The organism is Vibrio sp. 10N.286.55.E10, assembly GCF_002872555.1.
Taxonomy (GTDB): domain Bacteria; phylum Pseudomonadota; class Gammaproteobacteria; order Enterobacterales; family Vibrionaceae; genus Vibrio; species Vibrio crassostreae.
This window is the reverse complement of the sequence record NZ_MCSD01000002.1, coordinates 42102-66875: the sequence shown is the minus strand read 5'-3', so window position 1 is coordinate 66875 and position 24774 is coordinate 42102. Positions and strand designations below refer to the sequence as shown.

The 24774-nt window shown below is 45.5% G+C and carries 22 protein-coding genes and 1 tRNA gene; 11 read left to right on the top strand and 12 right to left on the bottom strand.

Annotated features, from left to right (window positions below):
- The first annotated feature begins 30 nt into the window (after positions 1 to 30).
- Together BCV39_RS01505 and glmS are read left to right on the top strand one after the other, a co-directional pair.
- Complete coding sequence (locus BCV39_RS01505; RefSeq protein ID WP_048614888.1) at positions 31 to 801, top strand: DeoR family transcriptional regulator; 771 nt, start codon at positions 31 to 33, stop codon at positions 799 to 801.
- A 105-nt stretch (positions 802 to 906) separates the two neighbouring features.
- Positions 907 to 2739, top strand: a complete 1833-nt coding sequence (gene glmS / locus BCV39_RS01500; RefSeq protein ID WP_048657998.1) for a glutamine--fructose-6-phosphate transaminase (isomerizing) — start codon at positions 907 to 909, stop codon at positions 2737 to 2739.
- 85 nt (positions 2740 to 2824) lie between these two features.
- Here glmS and BCV39_RS01495 read toward each other — a convergent pair whose 3' ends face one another.
- The 6 genes from BCV39_RS01495 to rpsU all read right to left on the bottom strand — a co-directional run bounded on the left by BCV39_RS01495 (position 2825) and on the right by rpsU (position 9036).
- On the bottom strand, positions 2825 to 4093 hold the full coding sequence (locus BCV39_RS01495; protein WP_102433154.1) for an O-acetylhomoserine aminocarboxypropyltransferase/cysteine synthase: 1269 nt from the start codon (positions 4091 to 4093) through the stop codon (positions 2825 to 2827).
- Between the two features lie 204 nt (positions 4094 to 4297).
- Positions 4298 to 4373: transfer RNA gene (locus BCV39_RS01490), tRNA-Ile, on the bottom strand.
- Between the two features lie 163 nt (positions 4374 to 4536).
- Complete coding sequence (gene rpoD / locus BCV39_RS01485) at positions 4537 to 6381, bottom strand: RNA polymerase sigma factor RpoD (RefSeq protein ID WP_048614894.1); 1845 nt, start codon at positions 6379 to 6381, stop codon at positions 4537 to 4539.
- 99 nt (positions 6382 to 6480) lie between these two features.
- On the bottom strand, positions 6481 to 8232 hold the full coding sequence (dnaG, locus tag BCV39_RS01480; RefSeq protein ID WP_102433155.1) for a DNA primase: 1752 nt from the start codon (positions 8230 to 8232) through the stop codon (positions 6481 to 6483).
- A gap of 119 nt (positions 8233 to 8351) precedes the next feature.
- Entirely contained in the window at positions 8352 to 8795 is a 444-nt protein-coding gene (locus tag BCV39_RS01475; protein ID WP_017061409.1) for a GatB/YqeY domain-containing protein, read from the bottom strand.
- 25 nt (positions 8796 to 8820) lie between these two features.
- Positions 8821 to 9036: a 30S ribosomal protein S21 gene (gene rpsU, locus BCV39_RS01470; RefSeq protein ID WP_004396009.1), complete on the bottom strand. Its 216-nt coding sequence runs from the start codon at positions 9034 to 9036 to the stop codon at positions 8821 to 8823.
- Between the two features lie 258 nt (positions 9037 to 9294).
- On the opposite strand from rpsU, the gene tsaD reads away from it, so the two are divergent.
- A complete protein-coding gene (gene tsaD / locus BCV39_RS01465; RefSeq protein ID WP_017061410.1) occupies positions 9295 to 10311 on the top strand; it encodes a tRNA (adenosine(37)-N6)-threonylcarbamoyltransferase complex transferase subunit TsaD in 1017 nt (338 codons plus the stop codon).
- Between the two features lie 106 nt (positions 10312 to 10417).
- Entirely contained in the window at positions 10418 to 11233 is an 816-nt protein-coding gene (locus BCV39_RS01460) for an alpha/beta hydrolase (RefSeq protein ID WP_102433156.1), read from the top strand.
- 43 nt (positions 11234 to 11276) lie between these two features.
- Here BCV39_RS01460 and plsY read toward each other — a convergent pair whose 3' ends face one another.
- Positions 11277 to 11873: a glycerol-3-phosphate 1-O-acyltransferase PlsY gene (gene plsY, locus BCV39_RS01455; protein WP_009847793.1), complete on the bottom strand. Its 597-nt coding sequence runs from the start codon at positions 11871 to 11873 to the stop codon at positions 11277 to 11279.
- Between the two features lie 138 nt (positions 11874 to 12011).
- Between plsY and folB the strand changes: the two genes are divergently transcribed.
- The 3 genes from folB to BCV39_RS01440 are packed head-to-tail and all read left to right on the top strand — an operon-like array spanning position 12012 to position 13669.
- Complete coding sequence (gene folB / locus BCV39_RS01450) at positions 12012 to 12371, top strand: dihydroneopterin aldolase (protein WP_004735969.1); 360 nt, start codon at positions 12012 to 12014, stop codon at positions 12369 to 12371.
- Positions 12368 to 12850, top strand: coding sequence for a 2-amino-4-hydroxy-6-hydroxymethyldihydropteridine diphosphokinase (folK, locus tag BCV39_RS01445; protein ID WP_048662646.1), 483 nt, complete (start codon positions 12368 to 12370; stop codon positions 12848 to 12850). The genes folB and folK overlap by 4 nt, the downstream gene beginning before the upstream one ends.
- 15 nt (positions 12851 to 12865) lie before the next feature.
- A complete protein-coding gene (locus tag BCV39_RS01440; RefSeq protein WP_048658005.1) occupies positions 12866 to 13669 on the top strand; it encodes an undecaprenyl-diphosphate phosphatase in 804 nt (267 codons plus the stop codon).
- Between the two features lie 100 nt (positions 13670 to 13769).
- Here BCV39_RS01440 and BCV39_RS01435 read toward each other — a convergent pair whose 3' ends face one another.
- Positions 13770 to 15086 carry a multifunctional CCA addition/repair protein gene (locus BCV39_RS01435; protein WP_102433157.1) on the bottom strand — a complete coding sequence of 439 codons (1317 nt, stop codon included), beginning with the start codon at positions 15084 to 15086 and terminating at the stop codon, positions 13770 to 13772.
- Between the two features lie 36 nt (positions 15087 to 15122).
- Between BCV39_RS01435 and BCV39_RS01430 the strand changes: the two genes are divergently transcribed.
- Both BCV39_RS01430 and BCV39_RS01425 read left to right on the top strand, forming a co-directional pair.
- Positions 15123 to 16793, top strand: coding sequence for an ExeA family protein (locus BCV39_RS01430; RefSeq protein WP_181359710.1), 1671 nt, complete (start codon positions 15123 to 15125; stop codon positions 16791 to 16793).
- The gene (locus BCV39_RS01425) at positions 16793 to 17740 is read left to right on the top strand and encodes a general secretion pathway protein GspB (protein WP_102433158.1); all 948 of its coding nucleotides are present in this window, start codon (positions 16793 to 16795) and stop codon (positions 17738 to 17740) included. The genes BCV39_RS01430 and BCV39_RS01425 overlap by 1 nt, the downstream gene beginning before the upstream one ends.
- A 105-nt stretch (positions 17741 to 17845) precedes the next feature.
- On the opposite strand, the gene BCV39_RS01420 is transcribed toward BCV39_RS01425, so the two are convergent.
- The 3 genes from BCV39_RS01420 to BCV39_RS01410 all read right to left on the bottom strand — a co-directional run bounded on the left by BCV39_RS01420 (position 17846) and on the right by BCV39_RS01410 (position 20734).
- Positions 17846 to 18457 carry a TIGR04211 family SH3 domain-containing protein gene (locus tag BCV39_RS01420; protein WP_017629377.1) on the bottom strand — a complete coding sequence of 204 codons (612 nt, stop codon included), beginning with the start codon at positions 18455 to 18457 and terminating at the stop codon, positions 17846 to 17848.
- Positions 18458 to 18662: 205 nt separating this feature from the next.
- Positions 18663 to 19925: an inorganic phosphate transporter gene (locus BCV39_RS01415; protein WP_017061418.1), complete on the bottom strand. Its 1263-nt coding sequence runs from the start codon at positions 19923 to 19925 to the stop codon at positions 18663 to 18665.
- A gap of 128 nt (positions 19926 to 20053) precedes the next feature.
- Positions 20054 to 20734, bottom strand: coding sequence for a TIGR00153 family protein (locus BCV39_RS01410; RefSeq protein ID WP_010434644.1), 681 nt, complete (start codon positions 20732 to 20734; stop codon positions 20054 to 20056).
- Between the two features lie 207 nt (positions 20735 to 20941).
- Between BCV39_RS01410 and BCV39_RS01405 the strand changes: the two genes are divergently transcribed.
- Positions 20942 to 22459: an inorganic triphosphatase gene (locus tag BCV39_RS01405; RefSeq protein WP_048609673.1), complete on the top strand. Its 1518-nt coding sequence runs from the start codon at positions 20942 to 20944 to the stop codon at positions 22457 to 22459.
- A gap of 51 nt (positions 22460 to 22510) precedes the next feature.
- Here the strand turns inward: BCV39_RS01405 and BCV39_RS01400 are convergent, their stop codons facing one another.
- Positions 22511 to 23260, bottom strand: coding sequence for a potassium channel family protein (locus tag BCV39_RS01400; protein WP_102433159.1), 750 nt, complete (start codon positions 23258 to 23260; stop codon positions 22511 to 22513).
- Positions 23261 to 23357: 97 nt separating this feature from the next.
- Here BCV39_RS01400 and BCV39_RS01395 point away from each other — a divergent pair, with 97 nt between their 5' ends.
- Positions 23358 to 24614, top strand: coding sequence for a methyl-accepting chemotaxis protein (locus BCV39_RS01395; RefSeq protein WP_048658011.1), 1257 nt, complete (start codon positions 23358 to 23360; stop codon positions 24612 to 24614).
- Positions 24615 to 24774 lie beyond the last annotated feature (160 nt).

Sequence of the window (24774 nt, the reverse complement as noted above, 5' to 3'; positions counted from 1 at the left end):
TTCATATCGAAACTTAGTGGCCTTTTTTAAATGTCGAAACGAAACACCCAGCTCAGAAGACATGCAATTTCTAACCTAGTGAATGAAAAAGGGGAGGTTAGTGTTGATGAATTATCCGCTAAGTTCGAAACCTCAGAGGTCACTATTAGAAAGGACTTGGCGTCTTTAGAGAAAAACGGTCAGCTTTTACGCCGTTATGGTGGTGCGATTTCGTTACCGAAAGAGGTTGTCAACGAAGAACTGGGTCAACAAGTTTCGACTCGAAAGGTTTCATTGGCAAAAGCCGCTGCAGATTTAATTCGCGACCATAACCGCATCGTGATCGATAGTGGCAGTACTACCGGTGCCCTAATTCAGCAGCTAAATGCTAAGCGTGGCTTGGTTGTGATGACCAACTCATTGCACGTCGCTAATGCGCTTAATGAGCTTGAAAGCGAGCCGACGTTATTAATGACTGGCGGCACTTGGGATACCCATTCGGACTCTTTCCAAGGCAAAGTCGCAGAGTCGGTGCTCCGCGCTTACGATTTTGACCAACTATTTATCGGAGCAGATGGTATCGACCTTGATAGAGGCACAACTACGTTTAACGAACTGGTTGGCCTGAGCAAAGTAATGGCTGAAGTGTCACGAGAAGTGATCGTGATGGTTGAGTCGGAAAAAGTGGGACGAAAGATCCCGAACTTAGAGCTGGCATGGGAACACATTGACATCTTAATTACCGATACAGACTTGGGCGAAGAATCTAAAGCAAGTATCGAATCACATGATGTTCGCGTGATCCTGACTGATCCAGCGTAAAAACAAATTAAAATATTATGCATTTACCTTCCTATAATTGATCTTAATAAAGATATGGCCTTTGCTTGCTGCCAATAGGAATAAAAAAATTGATGGAGTGAAACTATGTGTGGAATTGTTGGTGCAGTAGCACAGCGTGATGTAGCTGAAATTTTAGTAGAAGGCCTTCGTCGCCTAGAATACCGTGGCTACGATTCAGCAGGTGTCGCTGTAGTCGATACTGAATCTAACCTAACTCGTGTGCGCCGCCTTGGTAAAGTACAAGAGCTAGCAGACGCAGTCGATCAGCAACATGTGATTGGCGGTACTGGTATCGCTCATACACGTTGGGCGACGCACGGTGAACCATCTGAAGCGAATGCACACCCACACATGTCTGGTGATATTGCAGTTGTACACAACGGCATTATCGAAAATCACGAAGCACTGCGTGCTCTTCTTCAAGAGCGTGGTTATGTGTTTACTTCACAAACGGATACTGAAGTTATCGCTCACTTAGTTGAATGGGAACTTCGCACTTCTGATTCATTGGTTGAAGCGCTTCAAAAGACAGCGAAACAATTAGACGGTGCATACGGCACGGTGGCGGTTGATCGTAAAGATCCTAGCCGTATTGTAGTTGCTCGTTCAGGTAGCCCAATCGTTATCGGTTTTGGTGTGGGCGAGAATTTCCTAGCCTCTGACCAACTTGCACTATTAAGCGTAACTCGTCGTTTCATGTACCTAGAAGAAGGTGATGTTGCTGAGGTTACTCGTCGTGATGTAACGGTATTTGATGTAGCGGGCGAGCGTGTTGAGCGTGACATCGTTGAATCAAACGCAGAGCACGATGCTGGTGATAAAGGTCAATACCGTCACTTCATGCAAAAAGAGATTTTTGAGCAGCCAACAGCATTAGTCAACACGATGGAAGGTCGTATCTCTGACACCTCTGTAATCACTAATGCAATCGGTGTTAAAGCTGAAGAGATCTTAAGCAAGGTAGAACACGTGCAGATCATCGCATGTGGTACGTCTTACAACTCAGGCATGGCAGCTCGTTACTGGTTTGAGTCTCTAGCAGGCGTAAGCTGTGATGTAGAGATCGCTTCTGAGTTCCGTTACCGTGATTTCGTTGTTCGCCCGAACAGCCTTTTAGTGACTCTGTCTCAGTCTGGTGAAACGGCGGATACGCTTGCTGCACTTCGTCTTGCAAAAGAGAAGGGTTACATGTCAGCAATGACCATCTGTAACGTAGCAGGTTCTTCGCTTGTTCGTGAGTCTGATTTTGCCTTTATGACTCGCGCAGGAACGGAGATCGGTGTTGCTTCTACTAAAGCCTTCACAACACAGCTAGCGGCTATGCTGATGATGGTAACGTCAATTGGTCGTCTACAAGGTCGTATCAATGAAGAGAAAGAAGCGGAAATCGTTCAAGCACTTCACCAACTGCCTGCTGATATCGAGAAAGCATTAGCGTTTGATAAAGAGATCGAAGCACTGGCACCTGATTTTGCTGATAAGCACCACACACTGTTCTTGGGTCGTGGTGAATTCTACCCAATCGCGATGGAAGCATCTCTTAAACTGAAAGAGATCTCTTACATCCACGCAGAAGCATACGCGGCTGGTGAGCTTAAGCACGGTCCTTTGGCTCTTATCGATGCAGATATGCCAGTTGTCGTTATTGCACCAAGTAACGACTTGCTAGAGAAGCTGAAATCAAATGTTGAAGAAGTCCGTGCTCGTGGCGGTCTGCTGTATGTATTTGCAGATGAAGCTGCTGGTTTCGAAAGCGATGAGAACATGAAGATCATCAAGATGCCTCATGTAAGTGAAGTAACTGCATCTATCTACTACACAGTACCAATGCAGCTGCTGTCTTACCATGTTGCGTTGATCAAAGGTACCGACGTTGACCAACCTCGTAACCTAGCGAAAGCTGTAACGGTTGAGTAATCGACAGCTTATCTAAGAAATAGATAATAAGAAGCCCATCCTGTGATGGGCTTTTTTATGTCTGTTACTTAAAGCTGTAGCGTCATTAAGCGCTAAGTGCTTGCTCTAGGTCAGCCAAGATATCGTCAATGTGCTCGATACCTACTGAGAGGCGAATCATCTCTGGTGATACACCGGCTTGCTTTTGTTCTGCTTCGCTTAGCTGACGGTGTGTTGTAGAAGCAGGGTGGCAAGCCAGAGACTTGGCATCACCAATGTTCACTAGGCGCTTGAAGATTTGTAGCGCGTCGTAGAAGCGGACACCAGCTTCATAACCGTCCTTCAAGCCAAAAGATAGAATAGCCGATGGCTTACCCTGCATGTATTTTTCAGCAAGCGGGTAGAATTCTGAGCTAGGCAGACCAGCGTAGCTTACCCAACTGACTTTTTCGTGTTGGCTGAGGTATTCTGCCACTTTCAATGCATTCTCTGTGTGTCGCTCCATACGTAACGACAATGTCTCCAAGCCTTGCATCAACATGAAAGCATTCATTGGCGACAGTGCTGCACCTGTATTACGTAGGGGAACCGTTCTAGCTCGACCAATAAACGCAGCCTCACCAAATGCCTCGGTATAAACCACGCCATGATAAGAAGGCTCTGGCTGATTAAAAACAGGGAAGCGCTCTTTGTGCTCTGCCCATGGGAATTTTCCTGAATCGACAATCACGCCACCGAGTGTTGTACCGTGACCACCAACGTATTTAGTTAGCGAGTGCACCACAATATCGGCACCAAAATCGATAGGTTTACACAACACCGGAGTTGCCACCGTGTTATCGACAATCACAGGTACACCTTGTGCGTGAGCAAGCTCAGCAACACGTTCTAAGTCGATAATATTGCCTGCTGGGTTACCGATACTTTCACAATAAACCGCCTTGGTCTTTTCATCGATCAGTGCCGCTAAGCTTTCTGGTTTATCGTCTTTAGCAAAGCGAACCTCTATGCCTTGGTTTGGCAGCATGTGCGCAAATAGAGTGTAAGTACCGCCGTAAAGCTGAGGCGTTGAAACGATGTTGTCACCGATTTGTGCCAACGTTTGAATGGCGTAGTTGATCGCAGCGCTACCCGCACTCACCACTAAGCCTGCAATGCCACCCTCTAAGGCCGCCATGCGTTTTTCCAACACATCGTTGGTTGGGTTCATTATGCGAGTGTAGATATTACCGGGTACCGCAAGATTGAAGAGGTCGGCGCCGTGTTGTGCGTCATCGAATTCGTAAGCAACGGTTTGGTAAATAGGGGTCGCAACTGATTTGGTGGTTGGATCAGTGTCGTAGCCGAAGTGTATCGAGAGCGTTTCGTCTTTCATGTTTCTTCCCTGAACTATTGAATTATTTGCGTACTCTCATATTGCCGATTTTTTTATAAAAGAAAAGTATGTTTAGTCACAGAGAGGCAATTGGAATTGTGTGCGGGATGATTCGTTATTGGTTAGGAAATGCAGGGCGTAAGTTGTACAGATTTAGAAAAGCAAAAAGCCAGAGCAGCATGAACTGTTCTGGCTTTTCTAATTTGGTGGCCCCTCCCAGATTTGAACTGGGGACCGAACGATTATGAGTCGTGCGCTCTAACCACTGAGCTAAGGGGCCGTAGGGCATAGATTATAGGGGAAGCGTTCAATGGTGTCTAGACACTATAAGGGGCAATTCCGCTTACATCTTAGCCACTTAAATCACACAGATAAAAAAAAGGTGAGCCAACGCTCACCTTTTCTTATTTATGCTTAAAAGCTAACCACACTTGAGTGTGCGATTACTCGTCTAGGAAGCTACGCAGAGTTTCTGAGCGGCTTGGGTGACGAAGTTTACGCAGTGCTTTTGCTTCGATCTGACGGATACGTTCACGAGTTACGTCGAACTGTTTACCAACCTCTTCAAGAGTGTGGTCAGTATTCATGTCGATACCGAAACGCATACGCAGTACTTTAGCTTCACGAGGTGTTAGGCCAGCAAGAACGTCTTTAGTTGCACCGCGTAGGCTGGTTGCCGTTGCAGAGTCTAAAGGAAGTTCTAGCGTTGTATCCTCGATGAAATCACCTAGGTGCGAATCTTCGTCGTCACCGATTGGTGTCTCCATTGAGATTGGCTCTTTAGCGATTTTCAGTACTTTACGGATCTTGTCTTCAGGCATTTGCATGCGTTCAGCCAGTTCTTCCGGAAGTGGTTCACGACCCATCTCTTGTAGCATTTGACGAGAGATACGGTTTAGTTTGTTGATCGTTTCGATCATGTGAACCGGAATACGGATAGTACGAGCTTGGTCGGCAATCGAACGAGTGATTGCTTGACGGATCCACCAAGTAGCGTAAGTAGAGAACTTGTAACCACGACGGTATTCAAACTTATCTACCGCTTTCATCAGACCGATGTTACCTTCTTGGATTAGATCCAGGAATTGTAGACCACGGTTTGTGTACTTCTTAGCAATCGAGATTACTAGACGTAAGTTCGCTTCAACCATCTCTTTCTTTGCACGACGAGCTTTCGCTTCACCGATAGACATGCGACGGCTGATATCTTTGATGCTTTGAACAGTAAGAGACGTTTCACGTTCGATCATATCCAGTTTTTGGATAGAGCGACGGATGTCATGCTCGTTACGTTTAATCTTTTCTGCGTATGGCTTGTCTGAAGCAAGAACTTCATCCAACCATGCTTCGCTAGATTCGTTGCCAGTAAATAGAGCAATGAAAGATTTCTTCGGCATTTTGCCGTACTCAACCGTTTGACGCATGATTAGGCGTTCTTGAGTACGTACACGATCCATAGAGTTACGCAGTTCGTTTACTAGGTAATCAAACTGTTTTGGTGTTAGACGGAACTCTTTGAATACGTCTTGCATCATTGTCGTTGCAAGCATTGCTTTCGGGCTTTCATGGCCGTACTCGTTGATCGCTAGTTGACGATTCTGGTAGCTAGTACGAAGTGCTGTGAACTTCTCAAGAGCAAGTTCAGGATCGATACCTGTATCTTCTTCTTCCTCTTCCTCGTCGTCTTCTGCGTCTTCTTTGTCTTCGTCTTCCAGATCAGTTTCAGCAAGTTCTGAACCGATGTGAGTCGCCGTTGGCGCAGCTGTGCCATCGTCGTCTGGGTCAACAAAGCCATTGATTAGGTCTGTTAAGCGAATCTCTTCTGCTTGTACGCGGTCAAACTGTTCCAAGATGTATGGAATAGTGCCTGGGTACTCAGCAACCGATAGTTGAACTGTATTGATACCATCTTCAATACGCTTCGCAATGTCGATTTCGCCTTCACGAGTCAGTAGTTCAACTGTACCCATTTCACGCATGTACATACGAACTGGGTCAGTAGTACGGCCAATCTCGCTTTCTACGCTTGAAAGCGCAGCAGCTGCAGCTTCGGCTGCATCTTCATCTATATTGGCATCGTCATCATTAAGTGCTAGATCATCAGCATCAGGTGCAGTTTCAACTACCTTGATACCCATGTCGTTAATCATTTGAATGATGTCTTCTACCTGTTCAGAATCCACGATTTCTGCAGGTAGGTGGTCGTTTACTTCGGCGTAGGTCAGATAGCCTTGTTCCTTGCCTTTAATAACAAGTAATTTAAGCTGTGACTGCGGATTTTGATCCATAGATGATATCCAACTTCAGGTCTGGTGAAGGACGTTGCATTCTCAAATGCAAACCAATTATGTTAACAAATTTATTAAATGCTGACTAATCAAACAGGGTTACGCTTTTAGATCTAGCATTAAAGCTAGTAGCTCCCTTTTTTCTTCGGCTGATAAACCGACGCTTCTTGCTTTGGCCTGCAGGTTTTCAATTTGTTTTTCAACGCACTGGGCAAGTATATTGTCCAATGAGTCTAAAAATATGTCTTCTTGATTGTCTTCGTCGAGGGGGATTTCCCAGCTCGCGAGACGAGACAGAAGAGCCTCATGTTTAGTGTGTCGCCAATGCTCTAATAATTGGCCTGTGTTGATATGGGGATGCGCATGGCATTTATCAAGTACTTCGACGAATAAACTTAGTCCAGGCAGCTGTAAGCCTTTGACACTTGATAAATCCGGTACCATATCAGCATAGCTCGGATTTTGGATAAGCAAAGCGATAACTTCACGCATTGGAGTGCGTTTCAGCTCTTTATGCGGTTGAGGTGTCGGGTTCTGTGTATGAACACGCGCTCGTCTTAATTGGTTATCAAATCCAGTGCGCTCATCGAGCAGTTTTTCGAGCAATTCTTGGAAGTAACTGTCAGGGATTTTGTTAATCAATGCGCTAGCGTGCGCGCGCAGTGCCGATTTCCCTTCGGTTGTTCCCAAGTTTAACTTGTGTATTTCAATCAGGTTATCGAACAAATAGGTCGAAAGCGGTGTCGCATTTTGAACAAGCTGTTCGAAAGCGGCTTTGCCGTGTTCTCTTATATAGCTGTCTGGGTCTTCACCGTCGGGCAAGAATAGAAACTTGAGTGTGTTACCGGTTTTCAGGTACTCAAGGGCATTTTCTAGTGCGCGCCACGCGGCTTCTTTACCTGCTCGGTCACCATCGTAACAACAAACCACTGTGCTGGTTTGGCGGAACAGCATTTGAACGTGGTCACCGGTTGTCGATGTGCCCAGTGATGCTACTGAGTAATCAACACCATATTGCGCGAGTGCCACGACATCCATGTAACCTTCAACCACAAGTATTTGCGGCGGTTCACGGTAGGCTTGCAGCACTTCATAAAGGCCGTAAAGCTCTTTACCTTTATGGAAGATAGGCGTTTCTGGTGAGTTGAGATATTTTGGAGTACCGTCTTCTAATACACGACCACCAAAACCAATCACACGGCCACGACGATCGCGAATCGGGAACATTACGCGTCCACGGAATCGGTCGTATCGGTTACCTTTATCGTTCTCAATTAACATGCCGCCAGTTACGAGCATGTCTTGGGCTTCTTTCTGTTGGCCAAAGTTCTTACGAACTAAGTCCCACTCATCGGCCACATAACCAATGCCAAACTTCTGGACGATCTCGCCCGAAAGGCCACGATTCTTTAGGTAATCAATCGCAGGTTTGTTGGCTGATATTTTCAGTTGAGAGCGGTAAAAATTACTGATACCGCCCATCAAATCGTAGAGGTTACGTTTTTGTTCGCTGTTGGCTCTTGGTGCTGTTGATATCTCGCCGCTGCGTTGCTCTCTAGGAACATCGAGGCCTAAGAAAGAGGCAAGCTCTTCAATCGCTTCAACAAAATCGAGACGTTCGAACTCCATAATGAAGTCGATAGCATTACCGTGTACGCCACAACCAAAGCAGTGATAAAACTGTTTTTCTTGGCTTACGCTAAAAGAAGGGGTCTTTTCGTTGTGGAATGGGCAACAAGCACCATAGTTTTTGCCTTTTTTCTTAAGTTTCACGCGTGCGTCCACTATGTCGACAATGTCGAGACGCGCTAGGAGATCATCAATGAAACTACGCGGGATGTGTCCTGCCATAAAACCTTAGAAAAATGCACTAACTGAGAGTGTGGATAATAATAGTTTGAATAGGTTACAGATACAAACAAGCCGTGCGTTCCGAAGGATTGCACGGCTTGTTGCAATTTGATTTGGGATTAAGCGAGTTTAGAACGAACTAAACCACTAACTTTACCCATATCTGCACGCCCTTGAATTTGTGGTTTCAAGATAGCCATTACTTTACCCATGTCTTGCATGCCCGCTGGTTGAGCTTCGGCGATTGCGCTATCAAGTAGTGCAATAACTTCTTCATCACTTAGCGGTTGAGGCATAAAGCCTTCAAGTACCGTAATTTCTGCTTTTTCCACGTCAGCAAGATCTTGACGATTTGCTGATTCATATTGAGCAACAGAATCGCGACGTTGCTTAACCATTTTAACTAATACAGCAAGAATGTCGTCGTCGTTCAGAGTGATCCGTTCGTCAACTTCACGTTGCTTAATTGCTGAAAGAGCTAAGCGGATAGTGCCAAGGCGCGGTTTGTCCTTGGCTTTCATCGCTAATTTTTGCTCTTCTTTGAGTTGTTCAATAAGAGCCATAACTCAGTCCTTATGGATTAAGTTATTAGTACAGGCGAACGCGACGTGCGTTTTCGCGAGCTAGCTTCTTAGCGTGACGCTTTTGAGCTGCTGCTTTAGCGCGTTTGCGAACTGTAGTTGGCTTTTCGTAGTGCTCGCGACGGCGAACTTCAGAAAGGATACCTGCTTTTTCACAAGAGCGCTTGAAACGACGTAGTGCAACGTCGAACGGTTCGTTTTCACGTACTTTAACTATTGGCATATGCCTTTCACCTCAGGGGTTATTCATTATCGCTGGCTACTCAGTACCAAATCAGAGAAGTTACCCATCGAGCTAACTCTCTATTTGCGTTTGGCCATTAACCAGCTTGATCAAAAATGGTGCGGAATTTTAATCCGATCACAGTGGCTTTGTAAAGCACTTTGTCGATTATAGTCTGTACAATATTTGTTTGAAGAGCTTAGGCAGGGTAATATTGCGCTAATTTCCCATTTTAGACGAAAGCGTGCCGAGAAAATTATGCGCATTATTGGTATTGAAACCTCTTGTGATGAAACAGGAATCGCGATTTATGATGATGAGCAAGGGCTGCTTTCTCATCAATTATATAGCCAAGTAAAGCTGCACGCCGATTACGGTGGTGTGGTACCTGAGCTAGCTTCACGTGACCACGTGAAAAAAACAATTCCTCTTATTAAAGCGGCATTAGCTGAAGCGAACCTAACGTCGAAAGACATTGATGGTGTGGCTTACACGGCTGGCCCTGGTTTAGTAGGGGCACTGCTGGTTGGTGCAACGATTGGTCGCAGTATTGCTTATGCGTGGGGAGTGCCTGCAGTGCCTGTTCACCATATGGAAGGTCACCTTCTGGCGCCAATGCTAGAAGATAACCCACCACCATTCCCATTTGTGGCTCTGCTGGTTTCTGGCGGCCATACCATGATGGTAGAAGTGAAAGGTATTGGTGAATATCGAATCCTTGGTGAATCGATTGATGATGCAGCGGGTGAAGCGTTTGATAAGACCGCGAAACTGATGGGCTTAGATTACCCTGGTGGTCCACTGTTATCCCGTTTGGCGGAAAAAGGCACTCCGGGTCGTTTTAAGTTCCCGCGTCCAATGACCGATCGTCCGGGTCTAGATATGAGCTTTTCTGGTTTGAAGACGTTCGCAGCGAATACCATTCGCGATAACGATAATGATGACCAAACTCGCGCTGATATCGCTTATGCATTCCAAGAAGCTGTTTGTGCAACCTTAGTAATCAAGTGTAAGCGAGCCTTGGTTGAAACGGGCATGAAACGTATAGTGATTGCTGGCGGTGTAAGTGCCAACAAACAACTGCGTGTTGAGCTTGAAGCTCTTGCTAAGAAAGTCGGTGGTGAGGTGTACTACCCACGCACAGAATTCTGTACAGATAATGGTGCGATGATCGCTTATGCGGGTATGCAGCGCTTGAAGAATGGCGAAACGGCTGATTTGTCTGTTCATGCCACACCGCGTTGGCCTATTGACCAGCTAGAGCCAATTGCGTAATTGGCTATAGTGTTTCGATAAACGGTCGCCTTGTGCGGCCGTTTTTATATCCTAGCTTACCGACTGTATGTCGATAAATAATTGCTGATAGAGATTAGGGAAGAAGATGAACAAGTTCACAGTAGACAATCAATCGATGGCGTACCTAGATGAAGGTCAAGGCCCTGTTGTTGTATTAGGCCACAGCTACCTTTGGGATAGTGCAATGTGGAAGCCACAGATTGAGGCGTTGAAAACTCAGTACCGTTGTATTGTGCCTGAGCTTTGGTCTCATGGTGAATCTCAAGCTGCACCAGCTTCGATGCGTAACTTGAAAGATTACGCTCAGCACGTTTTGGCTCTGCTTGATCATTTAGAGATCGATGAATTCTCAGTGGTAGGTTTATCGGTTGGCGGTATGTGGGGAACGGAGCTTGCGGAGTTAGCACCTGCTCGAATCAAGTCATTGGTATTAATGGATACCTTTGTGGGTTTAGAGCCAGAAGTTGCGCACGCTAAATACTTCCACATGTTAGACACCATCACTCAAACTAAGATGGTTCCTCAACCGATTGTTGAAGCTGTGGTTCCACTGTTCTTCGCAAACGATGCTCAAACCCACACGCCAGCTTTAGTGGAAGGTTTTACTCAGCAGTTATCTGAACTTAAGGATGATAAAGCGGAAGAAGTGGCGCGCATCGGTCGAATGGTCTTTGGACGTCGTGATATGATCGAATCAGTAGAGAACTTCGCGCTACCTGTGTTGATTGCGGTAGGACAAGAAGACAAACCACGTCCGGTACTTGAGTCATACCTAATGCACGATTGCATTACGGGCAGTGAATTAGTGGTAATTCCTAGCGCAGGTCATATTAGCTCGTTAGAGCAACCAGAGTTTGTGAACACAATGCTGAAGACGTTTTTAGATAAACATCTGCTGTAAGCTTCAAATACTGAATACTATGGTTCGGCTTAGACGTGACAGTTTAAGCCGATTTTTTTTGTCCGAGTTTTGGTTCGCTGCCATCGAGTAGGCGGCGGATATTCTGGTGGTGACGTAACACGATCAAACAGCACAGCATGGCTACTGGCAATGTGTATTGAGGTTTGACTAACCAAGCGTAGAAAGGGGCAAGTAGCACAGTAACCAGTGCCGCTAAAGAAGAGTAACGAAACAAAAACGCCACAACTAACCAAGTCGCCATGATCATACCGGTTAGATCGAATCCTATTGGGGCGATAGCGCCGAGTGCGGTTGCGACGCCTTTACCACCTTTAAAGTGGAAGAAGATCGGATACATATGGCCAAGACACGCCGCAATCGCCACAACGCCTAAAATTATTGGGTCGATCTTGAGGTAGTAGCCAAGCCAGACGGGGATGGTGCCTTTCAGCATGTCACACAGGAGGACTGCTGCAGCTGCGCCTTTACCGCCAACGCGCAGTACATTAGTGGCACCAGGGTTATTGGAGCCCACCGTTCTTGGATCAGGAAGCCTTAAGACTCGGCATATCAAGACCGCACTAGAGATTGAACCTAGCAAATAGGCTGCAATGATCATGATTAGTGCCAATGGGGTCATGTCTTTCCTTAAACGGTTATAAGCCTAACGATGGGAAAATAATGCTCAATCCAAGAGTAATTGATATCATATCTCGAATTACGCAAATAATACGTTTTTTTCCCCAATATGGGTATCCGACCTCTAAAAGGACAAGTCATGGCACTGGATAAAGTTTTCATTGAACAGCTAGAAGTAATTACAACGATCGGTGTTTACGATTGGGAACAAGAGATTAAACAAAAACTTGTGCTTGATATTGAAATGGCTCATGACAACCGCCCTGCAGGTAAGAGTGATGATGTGGTTGATGCTTTGGATTACTCGACTGTGAGTACTGCCGTGCTTGACCACATTGCGAATGGCCGATTCCTGCTAGTGGAGCGTGTGGCTGAAGAAGTCGCTGAATTGATCATGACTCAATTCTCTGTGCCTTGGATCAAAATCCGCTTGGCTAAACCGGGCGCAGTACCACAAGCAAAAGCTGTTGGCGTGATCATCGAACGAGGCCAAGCATGACAGTAGCCTATGTTGGTGTTGGCACGAACATAGACCGCGACAAGCATGCAAGGGTGGCATGGACAGAGCTTCAATCGTTAGGGACTAACCTTAAATGCTCTAAAATCTATCACTGTGAGCCCGTGGGTTTTAATAGCCATCCGTTTTATAACTTTGTGATAGAGCTCGACACGTCACTCTCATTGACTGAATTTTCACAGCAGCTGCGTAAAATTGAGTTTAAATGGGGTCGCTCTCAAGATGCGCACAAACTTCAAGATCGAAAACTCGATCTTGATATTGTGCTGTTTGGAGAGGTGGTTTCTGAGCGCGAACCAGAATTACCACGCAGTGATATCTACAAATATCCTTTTGTAACACAACCGCTTTATGATCTTTGTCCTGCGAGAGTGATCCCGCAAGACGGAAGAACCGTCAGTGAAATATGGCAGAAGATGCAGCAATTAGACTCGCTCTCTGTCGTAGATATAAAACTATAATTTTTAAGGTAAGTAATGAGTTATTTTGAAGCGTTTATGTTGGCGTTGGTGCAAGGCTTTACTGAGTTTTTACCTATTTCCAGTTCTGCACACTTAATCCTTCCTTCTGCTGTTTTAGGTTGGGAAGATCAAGGCTTGGCTTTTGATGTTGCTGTCCATGTCGGTACTTTAGCCGCCGTCGTTATCTATTTCCGTAAAGAAGTGGTCTCTCTGTTGAGCGCATTCTTTGGTTCAGTGTTTAAAGGCGATCGCAGTAAGGAAGCGAAGTTAGCGTGGATGATCATTCTCGCGACGATTCCAGCGTGTATCTTTGGTTTGTTGATGAAAGATATTGTTGAGCTTTACTTACGCAGTGCGTGGGTGATCGCAACCACAACGATTATCTTCGGTCTGTTGTTATGGTGGGTGGATAAGAACTCAAGCTTGCGTGATGACGAATACCAAGCGGGTTGGAAAAAGGCGCTGTTTATAGGCCTTGCTCAAGCAATGGCAATCATTCCTGGTACCTCTCGTTCAGGCGCTACGATTACGGCAGCACTTTACCTTGGCTTTACTCGTGAAGCGGCAGCTCGATTCTCTTTCTTGATGTCTATCCCAATCATCACTCTGGCTGGTGGTTACTTGGGGCTGAAGTTAGTGACCAGTGGTGACCCAATTCATGCTGGCACTTTGCTAACGGGAATCGTGGTTTCTTTCATTAGTGCTTACATCTGTATTCACTTCTTCTTGAAGCTTATCTCTCGTATGGGTATGACACCGTTTGTTATCTACCGCCTGATTCTAGGTTTTGGTCTATTTGCTTTCTTGATGATGCAGTAGCGCTCGACTTACGAAGACAAATACTTCGTCCTACAGATTGAAACGGAAAAACCCGCTTAGTCGCGGGTTTTTTAATGCGTGCTTACTAACGGAATGAAGACTAATTATCAGTGAGTTCTGATAACGCGTTTTCGATGGCCGCTGCTCTGCGCTTCTCTTGTTCTTCTCGAATATCTTTACCTTTGAAACCATCGGCAATGATTGCTTTGACTTCAACTTGAAGTGCCGCTTTATAGGCTGCTTCAAAACGAGCCTTTTGAGGGTAAGGCTGATCTTGTAACCCTTTACGGCCAGCGTGGTCAGCTTGGCAGCAAAGCAAGATGTCGTTAAGTCGATCTGGTTTGCGCCAAACATCGAACTTGTTGAGAACTTTAAGGAAGGTGGTTGGCTTTAACTCACCTGCACGATGGATATTAGAATGCTGCTCGCACACTAACAGCGCAAGATCTCTGAACTCATTAGGTACTCTGACTCGTTCACATAGCTTTTTGATGATCTTAACACCTGTGTGGCAGTGCATTTTGTGGCTTGGCCACTCACTTTTAGGTGTAACGCCTTTACCTAAGTCATGCACTTGAGCAGCAAAGCGTACTGGTAACGATGGGCTTAATAGCGCTGCTTGTTGAGCAACCATCAGCGTGTGAATCCCGGTGTCGATTTCAGGGTGCCATTTTTCAGGTTGAGGGACACCAAATAGAGCGTCAATCTCTGGCAAAACAACCGTTAATGCACCACACTCTTTCAACACTGAAAGGAACACTTCTGGATGTGGCGTACTAAGTGATTTGTGCCACTCTTGCCAAACTCGTTCGGCTGTAAGGTGTGCCAGTTCTCCTGATTCAACGATGGTCGCCATCATGGTCATGGTTTCAGGTGCAATCGTAAAGTTTAGGTGCTGAAGCTTGGCAGCGAAACGGGCAACACGCAGCACACGAAGCGGATCTTCAACAAAGGCATCGGATACGTGTCTAAGAATACGATCGGAGAGATCTTGTTGGCCATGGTAAGGATCGTGAAGGTTGCCTGCATCATCTTGTGCGATGGCGTTAATGGTTAGATCTCGGCGCATCAGATCTTCTTCCAAACCCACGTCTGGAGCGAAGTAACATTCGAAGCCTGTGTAACCAGAGCCTGATTTTCTCTCGGTGCGAGCCAGTGCGTGCTCTTCCTTGGTTTTTGGATGCAGGAATACCGGGAAGTCTTTACCCACCGCAGTGAAGCCAAGGCTTTCCATCTGTTGAGGCGTACTGCCGACCACGACCCAATCTTTATCATAGCTATCAATATTGAGTAGCTTATCGCGCACTGCCCCACCGACTAGATAGCGCTGTAGCCCATTCTCTTCTGGTAGGCTATCGTATATTTGCAACTTATCACCTCGAAATGTTTTATCACTGCTGGACTTTACGGCAAGCAATGGTACTTTCCATTAATCGTAATTATAGGGCAGCACATGTATAAGGAATATTTTGGCTTCGTTGAGATGCCATTTTCGATTGTACCAAATTCTCGCTATTTGTTTTTGAGTCAACGCCATCAAGAAGCGATGCAGAACCTACAAGCCGGTTTAGGCGAAGGTGGGGGCTTTGCAATGCTCACTGGTGAGGTGGGTACAGGGAAAACAACGGTTGCTAAGGCGATGTTGTCTTCTTTGGATCGTCATACTCAGGCTGGCCTTATACTTAACCCTACGTTTTCCAATACGGATTTACTTGAAGCTATCTGCGATGAGTTTGAGGTCGAGTATCCAGAACAAGCATCCTTGAAGCAGCTGAGTCAGGCGATTTACTACTTCTTATTGGATAGCCATGCAGAGGGCATTCAAACCTTATTGGTGATAGACGAAGCTCAACACCTTGCTGCCGATGTGTTGGAGCAGCTTCGCCTTTTAACTAATTTGGAAACCGACAGTCGTAAGCTATTAAAAGTATTGTTGGTTGGTCAACCTGAATTACAACAGCATTTGCAGACTACACAACTGCGTCAATTGGCGCAGCGTATTACAGGGCGTTATCATTTATTGCCTCTCAATATTGAAGAGACCGGTAAGTACATCGCGTTTCGTCTGGAGACGGCAGGTGGCGAGCAGATGTTGTTCTCGAATCGCTCCGTTAAGCTGATCGCCCAATATACTCATGGTATTCCAAGGCTCATTAACTTGGTGTGCGACAAGGCCCTACAGTTAGCTTTTCATGATGGAGAGCAAACACCGAGCAATGAAACGGTCAATAAAGCCTGCCAGCAGGTGATGGCGTTTCAAGCCGAGGTTTACCATGTCGATAAACCTCGCGCAGCGAGCGCGATACCAAAGCTCGTTCAGTACGCTGGTGCAGCTACCTTGAGTGTCGCACTTGCGATGGCAACTTTTAACTTTGCCCCAACGTACATAGATTCATGGTTAACAACCGAGCCTTCAAATGAAGCCCAAACAGTAAGCTCAGCCAAGATGCAGCGGTCGTTAGTGGTGGATATGCCTAAGGCTGTTGCTGAGCCAGAAACAGACAAGTTCGCGCTGCCACCACATATTCAACAACACTTGATGCAAGGGACTAACCGCTCGCTGGCTATCAAGGATTTATACACCCTTTGGGGATACCAGTCTTCATTGCGAGACGGTTTATGTCTAAGCGAGCCGCAAAGTGTTTTCGTATGTGAACAGCAACAATCTAGCTTGGATGACTTACTTGAGTTAGGCGTTCCTGTGGTGTTGAACTTAGACATAGAACAAGAATCTGTGTTTGCGGTGCTTTATGGCGTATCACAAGATTCTGTCGAACTACTGGTTAACGAAAAACTCTTAGTCATGCCGAAGCAATCTCTAGAGCAGATCTGGCAGGGTGATTATGTCGCGATTTGGAAACAGCCGCTGCGAGAGACGCTGAAAGAGGGTTACCAAGGTGAAGCTGTGGCTTTGCTTGATTTGTTGCTTTCTGAGGTGTTGGGAGAGGTTGTGTCTGGTAGTGATGTATTTGATTACGAATTAAAAATGAAGGTTGAAGCGTTTCAAACTTGGCAAAGTATGTCGGTCGACGGCATCGCAGGTCAACGAACATTAGCAAGGTTGCAAAGATTAGCTCAGCTTGATTCTCCGAAGTTGATGTCATTAAGTGGAGGGGCAAGCTAATGTCACGCATTATGCACGAGCTGAATCAGTCTTCGGTTACACAATCATCTATCAATAAACCTAGCTTTAAAGGCTACCAAAATCATCATGTGCCGAACTCGGCAAAGGGCATCAGTAACAAACGTGGTTCGTCGTTAGCCATGGGGTTACTTCTTTTGCTTGTGCCTTCTTTGTTGGTAGGCGGTACCTTGGTTTATCAATCATACAATCAACATCAAACTGCGCCTCAGCTATTATCCGCGACGCTTCCTAATACACAAACACAGCCAGTTATTGAATCTCAAATTTCTGATGTGGATACTGCAGACTTGAATGCTGTGGAAGAGGTTAAAGATGACCCCTTGTTTGTGGTTCGTCCTGCGCCAGTTAGCCAAACTTTGAAAGCTCTGCCACGTCAAGAGATGTATGCACAGGTTGACTCTGAAAGTACAAATGTCGCAGGCGGATCTATTGTGCCTTTGGCTAGCTCAGAGAGCAGTGCTCGAGCGTCAGAGGAATCAGAACTGTCACTGGCTCAGCCTGAGGTTCAGCCTGGTGTCAGCAATGAAAACACTGCTCTGCAATCGGATAGTGATCTGCTGCAAGGGCTAGACCTCAGTGAGTTACCTCCTGATTTAGCATTGAAGCTTGAATCCATTATGGGTGAGCAACAAAGCGCTCCTGAGCCGATGGACTCTAGACCTGCAGGGCAAAGAGGTTCTCAGGTCATTGAATTGGAAACGCACACTAATAGCTTATCAGGAGTGCTACCTAAGTTAGACCTACAAACTCATATGTACTCGAGTAGCGAAACCAAGCGTTGGGTAAAAGTGAACGGCCAAGAAGTGGCTCAAGGAGATTGGATTGGACAAGACATTCAATTACTTGAGATTAAGCCACAATCGGTAATCATAGAGTTCAATCAGCAGAAGATAGAAATCCCAGCTCTGTACGAATGGAAAGGCTAGCGAGTTCTATAAGTATTTAGATAACAGACAAATAAAAAGGAGCACCTAGGTGCTCCTTTTTGATATTCGATACTGAATTTACTGTACCTGATACAAGCGTTAAGTCTACGCCCAACCGTTTGGTGACTTTCTGCGACGAGGCATGATGTGTGGCAGAACCAGGCCAAGAAGTAGACCAATACCCGCAACACCACCACCGTACATGAAGTACTTTAATAGTAGGTCGTCTTTTTGAGTGTCTAGCTTAGCGCGTAGTTCACGGTTCTCTGTTTGAGAGCTCGTTAGCTGCTGGCTAATTTCACTGTAGTTCTGTTCTAGTTCAGCAATCTGCTTGTTACGAGAATCTAGAGAGCTTGCTAGGCCAGCTTTTTCGCTGTCAGCACTCTGACGAGCGTTCGCTAGCTTGCCTTTAACTTCTGTCAGCTCTTTCTCTAGCTTAGGCATGCGCAGTGCCATGCTTTCTTGTGTGCTTACAAACTTGCTTTCAACCCAACCTTTACGGCCACGGTTGTCTTGAATTTGGGTGTAACCTGTACTCTTGTTAGTTTGTAGGTATGTAATCTTTTCACCAGCATCAACACTACCTATGATACGGAAGGTGTTGTTTGGGCCAGAATGCATATAAGTAAATAGTTTGTCAGCAATATAACGGTCTTGTGCAAAGGCAGCTGGAGCCGCAAGCATTGCGAACAAAACTAAGCTAATCAGTTTTTTCACAGTAAATCCCTTAACGATTCAAATTGGGTAGGCGTATGAGTCAGCCTCAATCAGCAAATAATATTTAGTTTCTTTATGCGGTGCAACAAAGAAGGGAGGCAAAGCCTCCCTTTCTGTGCGTTTGAGTCAATAATGACATGGCATTTACATATCGTTACTGAAGCTCACACTATTCTGACGCTAGTATTCACTAACGCAGTCGCGATTACATAGTAAACGCAGCTTGAATTCCGTAGAAGAACACAACAGCAAGTAGAGCACCTGCAGGCAGTGTCACAATCCAAGAAGCCACGATATTACGTACAACGCCTAAGTTTAGTGCTGCGATACCACGAGCAAAACCAACACCTAATACTGCACCAACTAGTGTCTGTGTAGTAGAGATTGGAAGGCCAGTACCTGAAGCTAGTACAACCGTACATGCAGTTGCAAGTTGTGCAGCAAAGCCACGGCTTGGTGTTAATTCTGTAATACCAGTACCAACGGTTGCCATTACTTTATGACCCATTGTTGCAAGACCAACAACGATACCGAAACCACCTAGAGGAAGAATCCACCATGCGATAGTACTCTTACCTGTGATTTCACCCATGTGCTCAACGGTTGATACAACAGCAGACAGTGGACCAATCGCGTTCGCAACGTCGTTTGAACCGTGTGCAAATGCCATCGCACAAGCTGTGATAACCATTAGTACCGAGAAGATGCCTTCAACACCGGCAAAGCCGTGGTCTTCTTCGCGGTTAGCAAATTTCTTCTGGATGTATAGGTAACCGCCGATCATAACAAGCGCAGAAACGCCAGCAGCCCAAACCCATGCTTCAGTGTTGCTTAGGTGAAGACCAACGTGTTTAAGACCTTTCTTGATGGTTACAAGTGCAATCACCATCGTTGTGATGAACATGTATACCGGTACAAAGCGCTTCGCGTTGAATAGCGGGTTCTCTGTATCAAAAATCAGTCGTTGAGCACTTACAAATATCACGTAAGCGAAGAAGCCGGAAATAACGGGTGTGATAATCCAACTGCCCACAATACCTTGAACACTGTTCCAGTCTACAGCTTCAGTACCTACAGAAATACAAGCAAAACCGATGATTGCACCGATGATTGAGTGAGTCGTAGAAACCGGCCAGCCCATGTAAGAAGCTAGAAGTAGCCATGTACCAGCAGCAAGAAGTGCTGACATCATGCCGTACACAAGTACATCTGGTTGATGAGCGAATAGAGACGTTTCGATAACACCTTTACGGATCGTGTCTGTTACTTCGCCGCCCGCAAGGTAAGCACCTGCGAATTCAAAGATCATTGCGATAATGATCGCTTGTTTAACGGTCAGAGCTTTAGAGCCTACTGAGGTGCCCATTGCGTTCGCAACGTCATTTGCACCAATACCAATAGCCATCAAGAAACCGAAAGCTGCTGCAACAATAATCAGGACAGTGCCGTAGTTAGCAAGGATATCCATCGTAATACCTAGTTGTTTGATAACAAGCGGAACAAATTTAGACGCAAAAAACCGCTCAGCGAGAGAAATACTCAGCGCATAAGTGGTTTGTTCAAAAAATGCTCTTCGTTATATGGTTAACGTATGATTTAAGATCGAGAAAGCATTACTTCAAGACGAGCGCCTACACGCTGTGCTTGATCTGCAATACCACCAACCCATTCAAGAATTTTGTATAAGAACATGATATCAACTGGATTCAGATCGCCTTCAATCGCCATTAGTTGTTGGCGTAGTTCGATCTGCATCGCATCCGTGTCATCTTCAATTACATCTAATTGATGAATCATTTCGGCAACGAGTGTTACTTCACGGCCTTTAAAGCCAGTCTCAAGTAATTCGTCTAATTCATTGATTACGTTTTGTGCTTGGTTCGCTGCATCTAGACAACGTTTAACGTAAGCGATGAAGTTTTCTTGCATAGGAGCAGGAATGACAAGTTGACGACCATATACACGGCCAGCAATGTCTTTCGCTAGGTTTGCGAGTTTGTCTTGTTGCGTTAATAGCTCCAACATATCGGTGCGATCAACTGGCATAAACAAACCACGAGGAAGTTTAAGGCGAATTTCACGTTTTAGTACGTCAGCTTCTTTCTCAAGGTGAGAAATTTGAGCTCGAATTTCTGATGCTTTTTCCCAGTCACCTTTTGAAGAAACTTCAAAGAAATTAACTAGGTGAGAACAACATTCGTTCACGCATACTACGTGACGCTGCAAAGGTTTAATTGGGGACTTTGCAAATAACCCCATAATTGTATTTACTGGCATGGTCATCCAACCTAATAAATAATAACCTTAAAACAACATACACCATATTCATGGTGAAATGTTAAGCGATGGCTACAAAGTCGCGCATGTTAACCTAATCAATCTCTCATTAAAACTGTTTTAGATCATCATAAGGGCGATATTTCTGACTTGCCGACTTTTCAAATTGGCAATATCCTGTCCCTATCTTCACAGAAAGGTATAACTATGGAAACCGAGATAGAACTGAAGTTTTTTGTTTCTCCTGAATTTTCAGAGACTTTACGCAATAAAATTGCTGAAACTAAAGTACTTCAGCACAGTTGTCGTGAGCTAGGTAACATCTACTTTGACACCGCTGACAACTGGCTACGTAAGCACGATACCGGCTTACGCATTCGACGCTTTGATGACGTATTTGTACAAACCGTAAAGACAGCGGGTCGTGTGGTTGCTGGCCTGCATCAAAGGCCTGAATACAATGCAGAACATGACAGCAACGAACCTAAGCTAGCCCTGCACCCAGAGGATATCTGGCCGGCAGGTAAAGACATCGAAACGTTGCAAGCTGAGCTGACTCCTCTGTTCTCTACCAACTTCACGCGCGAGCAGTGGTTGATTGGTATGCCTGATGGCAGTCAAGTCGAGGTCGCATTCGACCAGGGCTTCGTTGAGTCAGGTGACCTGCAAGAACCGATTTGCGAAGTCGAATTAGAACTTAAATCTGGTCAAACGGATGCGCTATTTACATTGTCTCGCCAATTCTGCGAACAAGGTGGCATGCGTTTGGGCAATCTAAGCAAAGCTGCTAAGGGTTACCGCCTTGCTCAAGGTTATCAAGGCGATGAAGTTACTCCTTTGACTTTAGTTGATACTGATAAAAGTGATACCGTTGAATCGTGTTTCATTCAATCTTTAGAGCACGCTCTCGCTCATTGGCACTATCATGAGCAGATCTTCACCGAGCGCCAATCTATTGAAGCGTTACATGAGATCAGTCACTCACTCAGTTTTATTCGTCAAACCTTTACTATCTACGGTGGCATTGTCCCAAGACGTGCGAGTGCTATTTTACGTCAAGAGTTGAAGTGGCTTGAGCAAGAGCTCGACTGGCTGAAAAGCTATGACCATTTCGAAGACTTGCTGGAAGATAAAGGCCATGTACTACGTAAACTCGATGCACGTAAGTTCTTAGTGGCTGAGCTTAAAGAGATGCAAGAGCAACTGCCAGATCGTGAAGAGCTGCTTACCTTGTTGAGCTCTGCTCGTTACACTGGTTTATTGTTAGATCTGAGCCGCTGGATCTTGTCTCGTGGCTGGCAACCTTTCTTAGATGAGAAAGCGCGTGAACAAATGGGTCGTGGTATCGAATGGTTTTCCGTGCAGCAACTCGATCGCACATGGGCTGACTTGATGGAAGCTTTCCCGCCAGAACGAGTGATGACCAGCCAAGCGTATATTGAACAGCAATACCGTTTGATGCGTAATCTGTATTCTGGTGTTGGCTTCGCGAGTTTATATGATGACGCTGAACGAAACAGCTTCCGCTTGCCATGGGCCGATATGGTGCAAGGTATTGATGACTTGCTGGCACTTAAAACATTAGAGCCTTTGACTGAGAAGTTGGAAGGCGACGAGAAGGTTCAGCTAGAGCGTTGGTTGGCTCGTCAAGAAGTATCTATTCTGCATGCGATGGAACAGACACGCCAAATCAGTGTTGAGGTTGAGCCATACTGGCAAGACTAAACTCAACACCTGTATCAATATAAGTATGAATTTGAAAATAGGGCTCCGGCCCTATTTTTTTGTTTGTTGCTCAAGCTTTTCGAGTCGCTCTAAGATCTTCTGTTGTTGCTCAATGATCTTCTCAAGGTGCTTCTCTTTGTTTTCCGCGCGTTGATTCTCATGATGAGTTGGAGAGGTGATCAAAGAAGTAATCAAGCCTGAAATCATACCAAACACACCCACACCGCAAATGATCACCAGAGAGGCAACTAATTTTCCTGAGCTCGTGACGGGATAATGATCGCCATATCCCACGGTACTGATGGTCACGAAAGCCCACCATAACGCATCTTGTCCAGTGGTGATGTTGGCGTTGGGATCTTTGTGCTCTAACAGCAGTATTGTCCCAGCTCCTATGGTCAGGAGAATGATCAGCAGCAATATAATCGAGGCGAGGGTGGTCTCTTTACGATTGCGAAATAGCTCTCTTAACACTCGTTTACCCGAACGAAGAACAAGAATTACACGTAAGATCTGAAAAATGCGAGCGAAACGAAGTGGTTCGATCATTGGGATGCTTGCTAAGAAATCGATCCAGTGTACTTTTAGATATTCTTTTTTGTTTTGTGATCTGAATAGATCAATTGTGAGCTGAAAAAGAAAAACACTACAGATTATAAAATCGAGGCCGATAAGGACTTGTTTCGATTCTTTGTCGATCGGTACGAACAATAAGCCTGAGATCACAAATAACGCTAAGAAAGAGAGAATCAGTGACAATAAGCTCATCGGCTTGGTGGCGTCTTTGGTATTATTCAACATTCATACGAGGCTCAAAATAAATCGCGAACTTTGACTGACATAGCCACCTCGCGGATATAGAAGCCATCAATATATAAGAATTAATGGAGAACTGACAATGACTAAACTGTCATTCAAGCCGTGGGAAAGGATAATCTCTGACGTTCGTCTCGTTCCAAAAATGGTCATGTTGATGATATTCAGTACAATCCTGATCATTTCGAAGCAGCTATGGGACGCAAGTACGTTTTACGATTCATTGCTTGCTGTAACCAACAATGCGCAAGTCGCACAACAGCATTACGAGACTTACTTAGTTCAAGTGGCTTGGCAAACAGCCTTGATGATTATTGTGTTTGTGGTTCTTCTATTAGCAGCGGCGCGCGTTATGCTGCGCCAGACTCAATACCTTAATGACGCCATTAAAACCATGGCCGACAAGAACTTATCAGTGCCGATTCAAATGGATTGTAAAGATGAATATGGCGATGTGGCACGCGAACTTGAAAAAACTCGCGTTCAACTGAACGACATGATCAAAACTCAGGTGGCCTCTTCTGATGAACTGTTTGCTCTGACGGAAGTGATGACCATCAGCATGTCTGAAACCAAAGAATCAGCTCAAGAAGAGTTCAATGAGATTGATCAGCTGGCAACAGCAATGAGTGAGATGACCTCTACGGTACAAACTGTTGCTGAGCATGCGCAAAGCGCTTCTTCATTGACGGAACAGGCATCAGGCCAAGCTCTTACTGGTCAGAAGTTCGTTCAAGGGTCTGTTTCTAAGATGAGTGAGTTATCTTCAGATATCGCAGCATCTGCAGCAGCGGTAAACCAAGTTGAAGAGCGCGTTGACTCAATTGGCAGTGTGGTTGGTACTATCCAAGGCATTTCAGAACAAACAAACCTATTAGCATTGAACGCTGCGATTGAAGCGGCGCGTGCAGGTGAAGCAGGTCGTGGTTTTGCGGTTGTTGCCGATGAGGTTCGTAACCTTGCACAGCGTACTCAGCAAGCGACTGTCGAGATTCAAGACATGATCAGTCACCTACAAAGCAGTGCTAATTCTGCGGTAGAGCTGATGGAGAAGAGTGTTGTTGAAGCTGCTGAAGGTGTGGACCTTGTGACCAATGCAGGCTCTGAGCTTGATGGTATCGTAAGCCAAGTAAACCAAATTAATGATATGAACTTCCAGATCGCGACCGCTGCAGGTCAACAGAGCAGCGTTGCAGAAGAGATGAGTGTCAACCTGACCAATGTTCGTGAGCTTGTCGAAGCTTCAGTTGTGGTTGTTGGTGAGCTGTTGGAGACCTCTCAGCTTATGGAAAGCAACGCACAAGAACTCGACGGTAAGATTAAGCAATTTAAGGTTTAGTCATGTTCTCTAAATCCTTATTGCTAGAGCCTGTTTTCTAGAGAGAAAGGCCTAACTCGCTAAGTTAACCGATAAAACGCCCACATTGCTAATGTGGGCGTTTTTTATTGGCGTAACTTTGGTATAACTTATCTTTAGTTTTATGAAGACTCGAACCGAT

Coding starts and splice junctions, on each gene's coding strand:
- BCV39_RS01505 (WP_048614888.1), top strand. CDS start 31: ATGTCGAAACGAAACACCCAGCTCAGAAGACATGCAATTTCTAACCTA.
- glmS (WP_048657998.1), top strand. CDS start 907: ATGTGTGGAATTGTTGGTGCAGTAGCACAGCGTGATGTAGCTGAAATT.
- BCV39_RS01495 (WP_102433154.1), bottom strand. CDS start 4,093: ATGAAAGACGAAACGCTCTCGATACACTTCGGCTACGACACTGATCCA.
- rpoD (WP_048614894.1), bottom strand. CDS start 6,381: ATGGATCAAAATCCGCAGTCACAGCTTAAATTACTTGTTATTAAAGGC.
- dnaG (WP_102433155.1), bottom strand. CDS start 8,232: ATGGCAGGACACATCCCGCGTAGTTTCATTGATGATCTCCTAGCGCGT.
- BCV39_RS01475 (WP_017061409.1), bottom strand. CDS start 8,795: ATGGCTCTTATTGAACAACTCAAAGAAGAGCAAAAATTAGCGATGAAA.
- rpsU (WP_004396009.1), bottom strand. CDS start 9,036: ATGCCAATAGTTAAAGTACGTGAAAACGAACCGTTCGACGTTGCACTA.
- tsaD (WP_017061410.1), top strand. CDS start 9,295: ATGCGCATTATTGGTATTGAAACCTCTTGTGATGAAACAGGAATCGCG.
- BCV39_RS01460 (WP_102433156.1), top strand. CDS start 10,418: ATGAACAAGTTCACAGTAGACAATCAATCGATGGCGTACCTAGATGAA.
- plsY (WP_009847793.1), bottom strand. CDS start 11,873: ATGACCCCATTGGCACTAATCATGATCATTGCAGCCTATTTGCTAGGT.
- folB (WP_004735969.1), top strand. CDS start 12,012: ATGGCACTGGATAAAGTTTTCATTGAACAGCTAGAAGTAATTACAACG.
- folK (WP_048662646.1), top strand. CDS start 12,368: ATGACAGTAGCCTATGTTGGTGTTGGCACGAACATAGACCGCGACAAG.
- BCV39_RS01440 (WP_048658005.1), top strand. CDS start 12,866: ATGAGTTATTTTGAAGCGTTTATGTTGGCGTTGGTGCAAGGCTTTACT.
- BCV39_RS01430 (WP_181359710.1), top strand. CDS start 15,123: ATGTATAAGGAATATTTTGGCTTCGTTGAGATGCCATTTTCGATTGTA.
- BCV39_RS01425 (WP_102433158.1), top strand. CDS start 16,793: ATGTCACGCATTATGCACGAGCTGAATCAGTCTTCGGTTACACAATCA.
- BCV39_RS01415 (WP_017061418.1), bottom strand. CDS start 19,925: ATGGATATCCTTGCTAACTACGGCACTGTCCTGATTATTGTTGCAGCA.
- BCV39_RS01410 (WP_010434644.1), bottom strand. CDS start 20,734: ATGCCAGTAAATACAATTATGGGGTTATTTGCAAAGTCCCCAATTAAA.
- BCV39_RS01405 (WP_048609673.1), top strand. CDS start 20,942: ATGGAAACCGAGATAGAACTGAAGTTTTTTGTTTCTCCTGAATTTTCA.
- BCV39_RS01400 (WP_102433159.1), bottom strand. CDS start 23,260: ATGTTGAATAATACCAAAGACGCCACCAAGCCGATGAGCTTATTGTCA.
- BCV39_RS01395 (WP_048658011.1), top strand. CDS start 23,358: ATGACTAAACTGTCATTCAAGCCGTGGGAAAGGATAATCTCTGACGTT.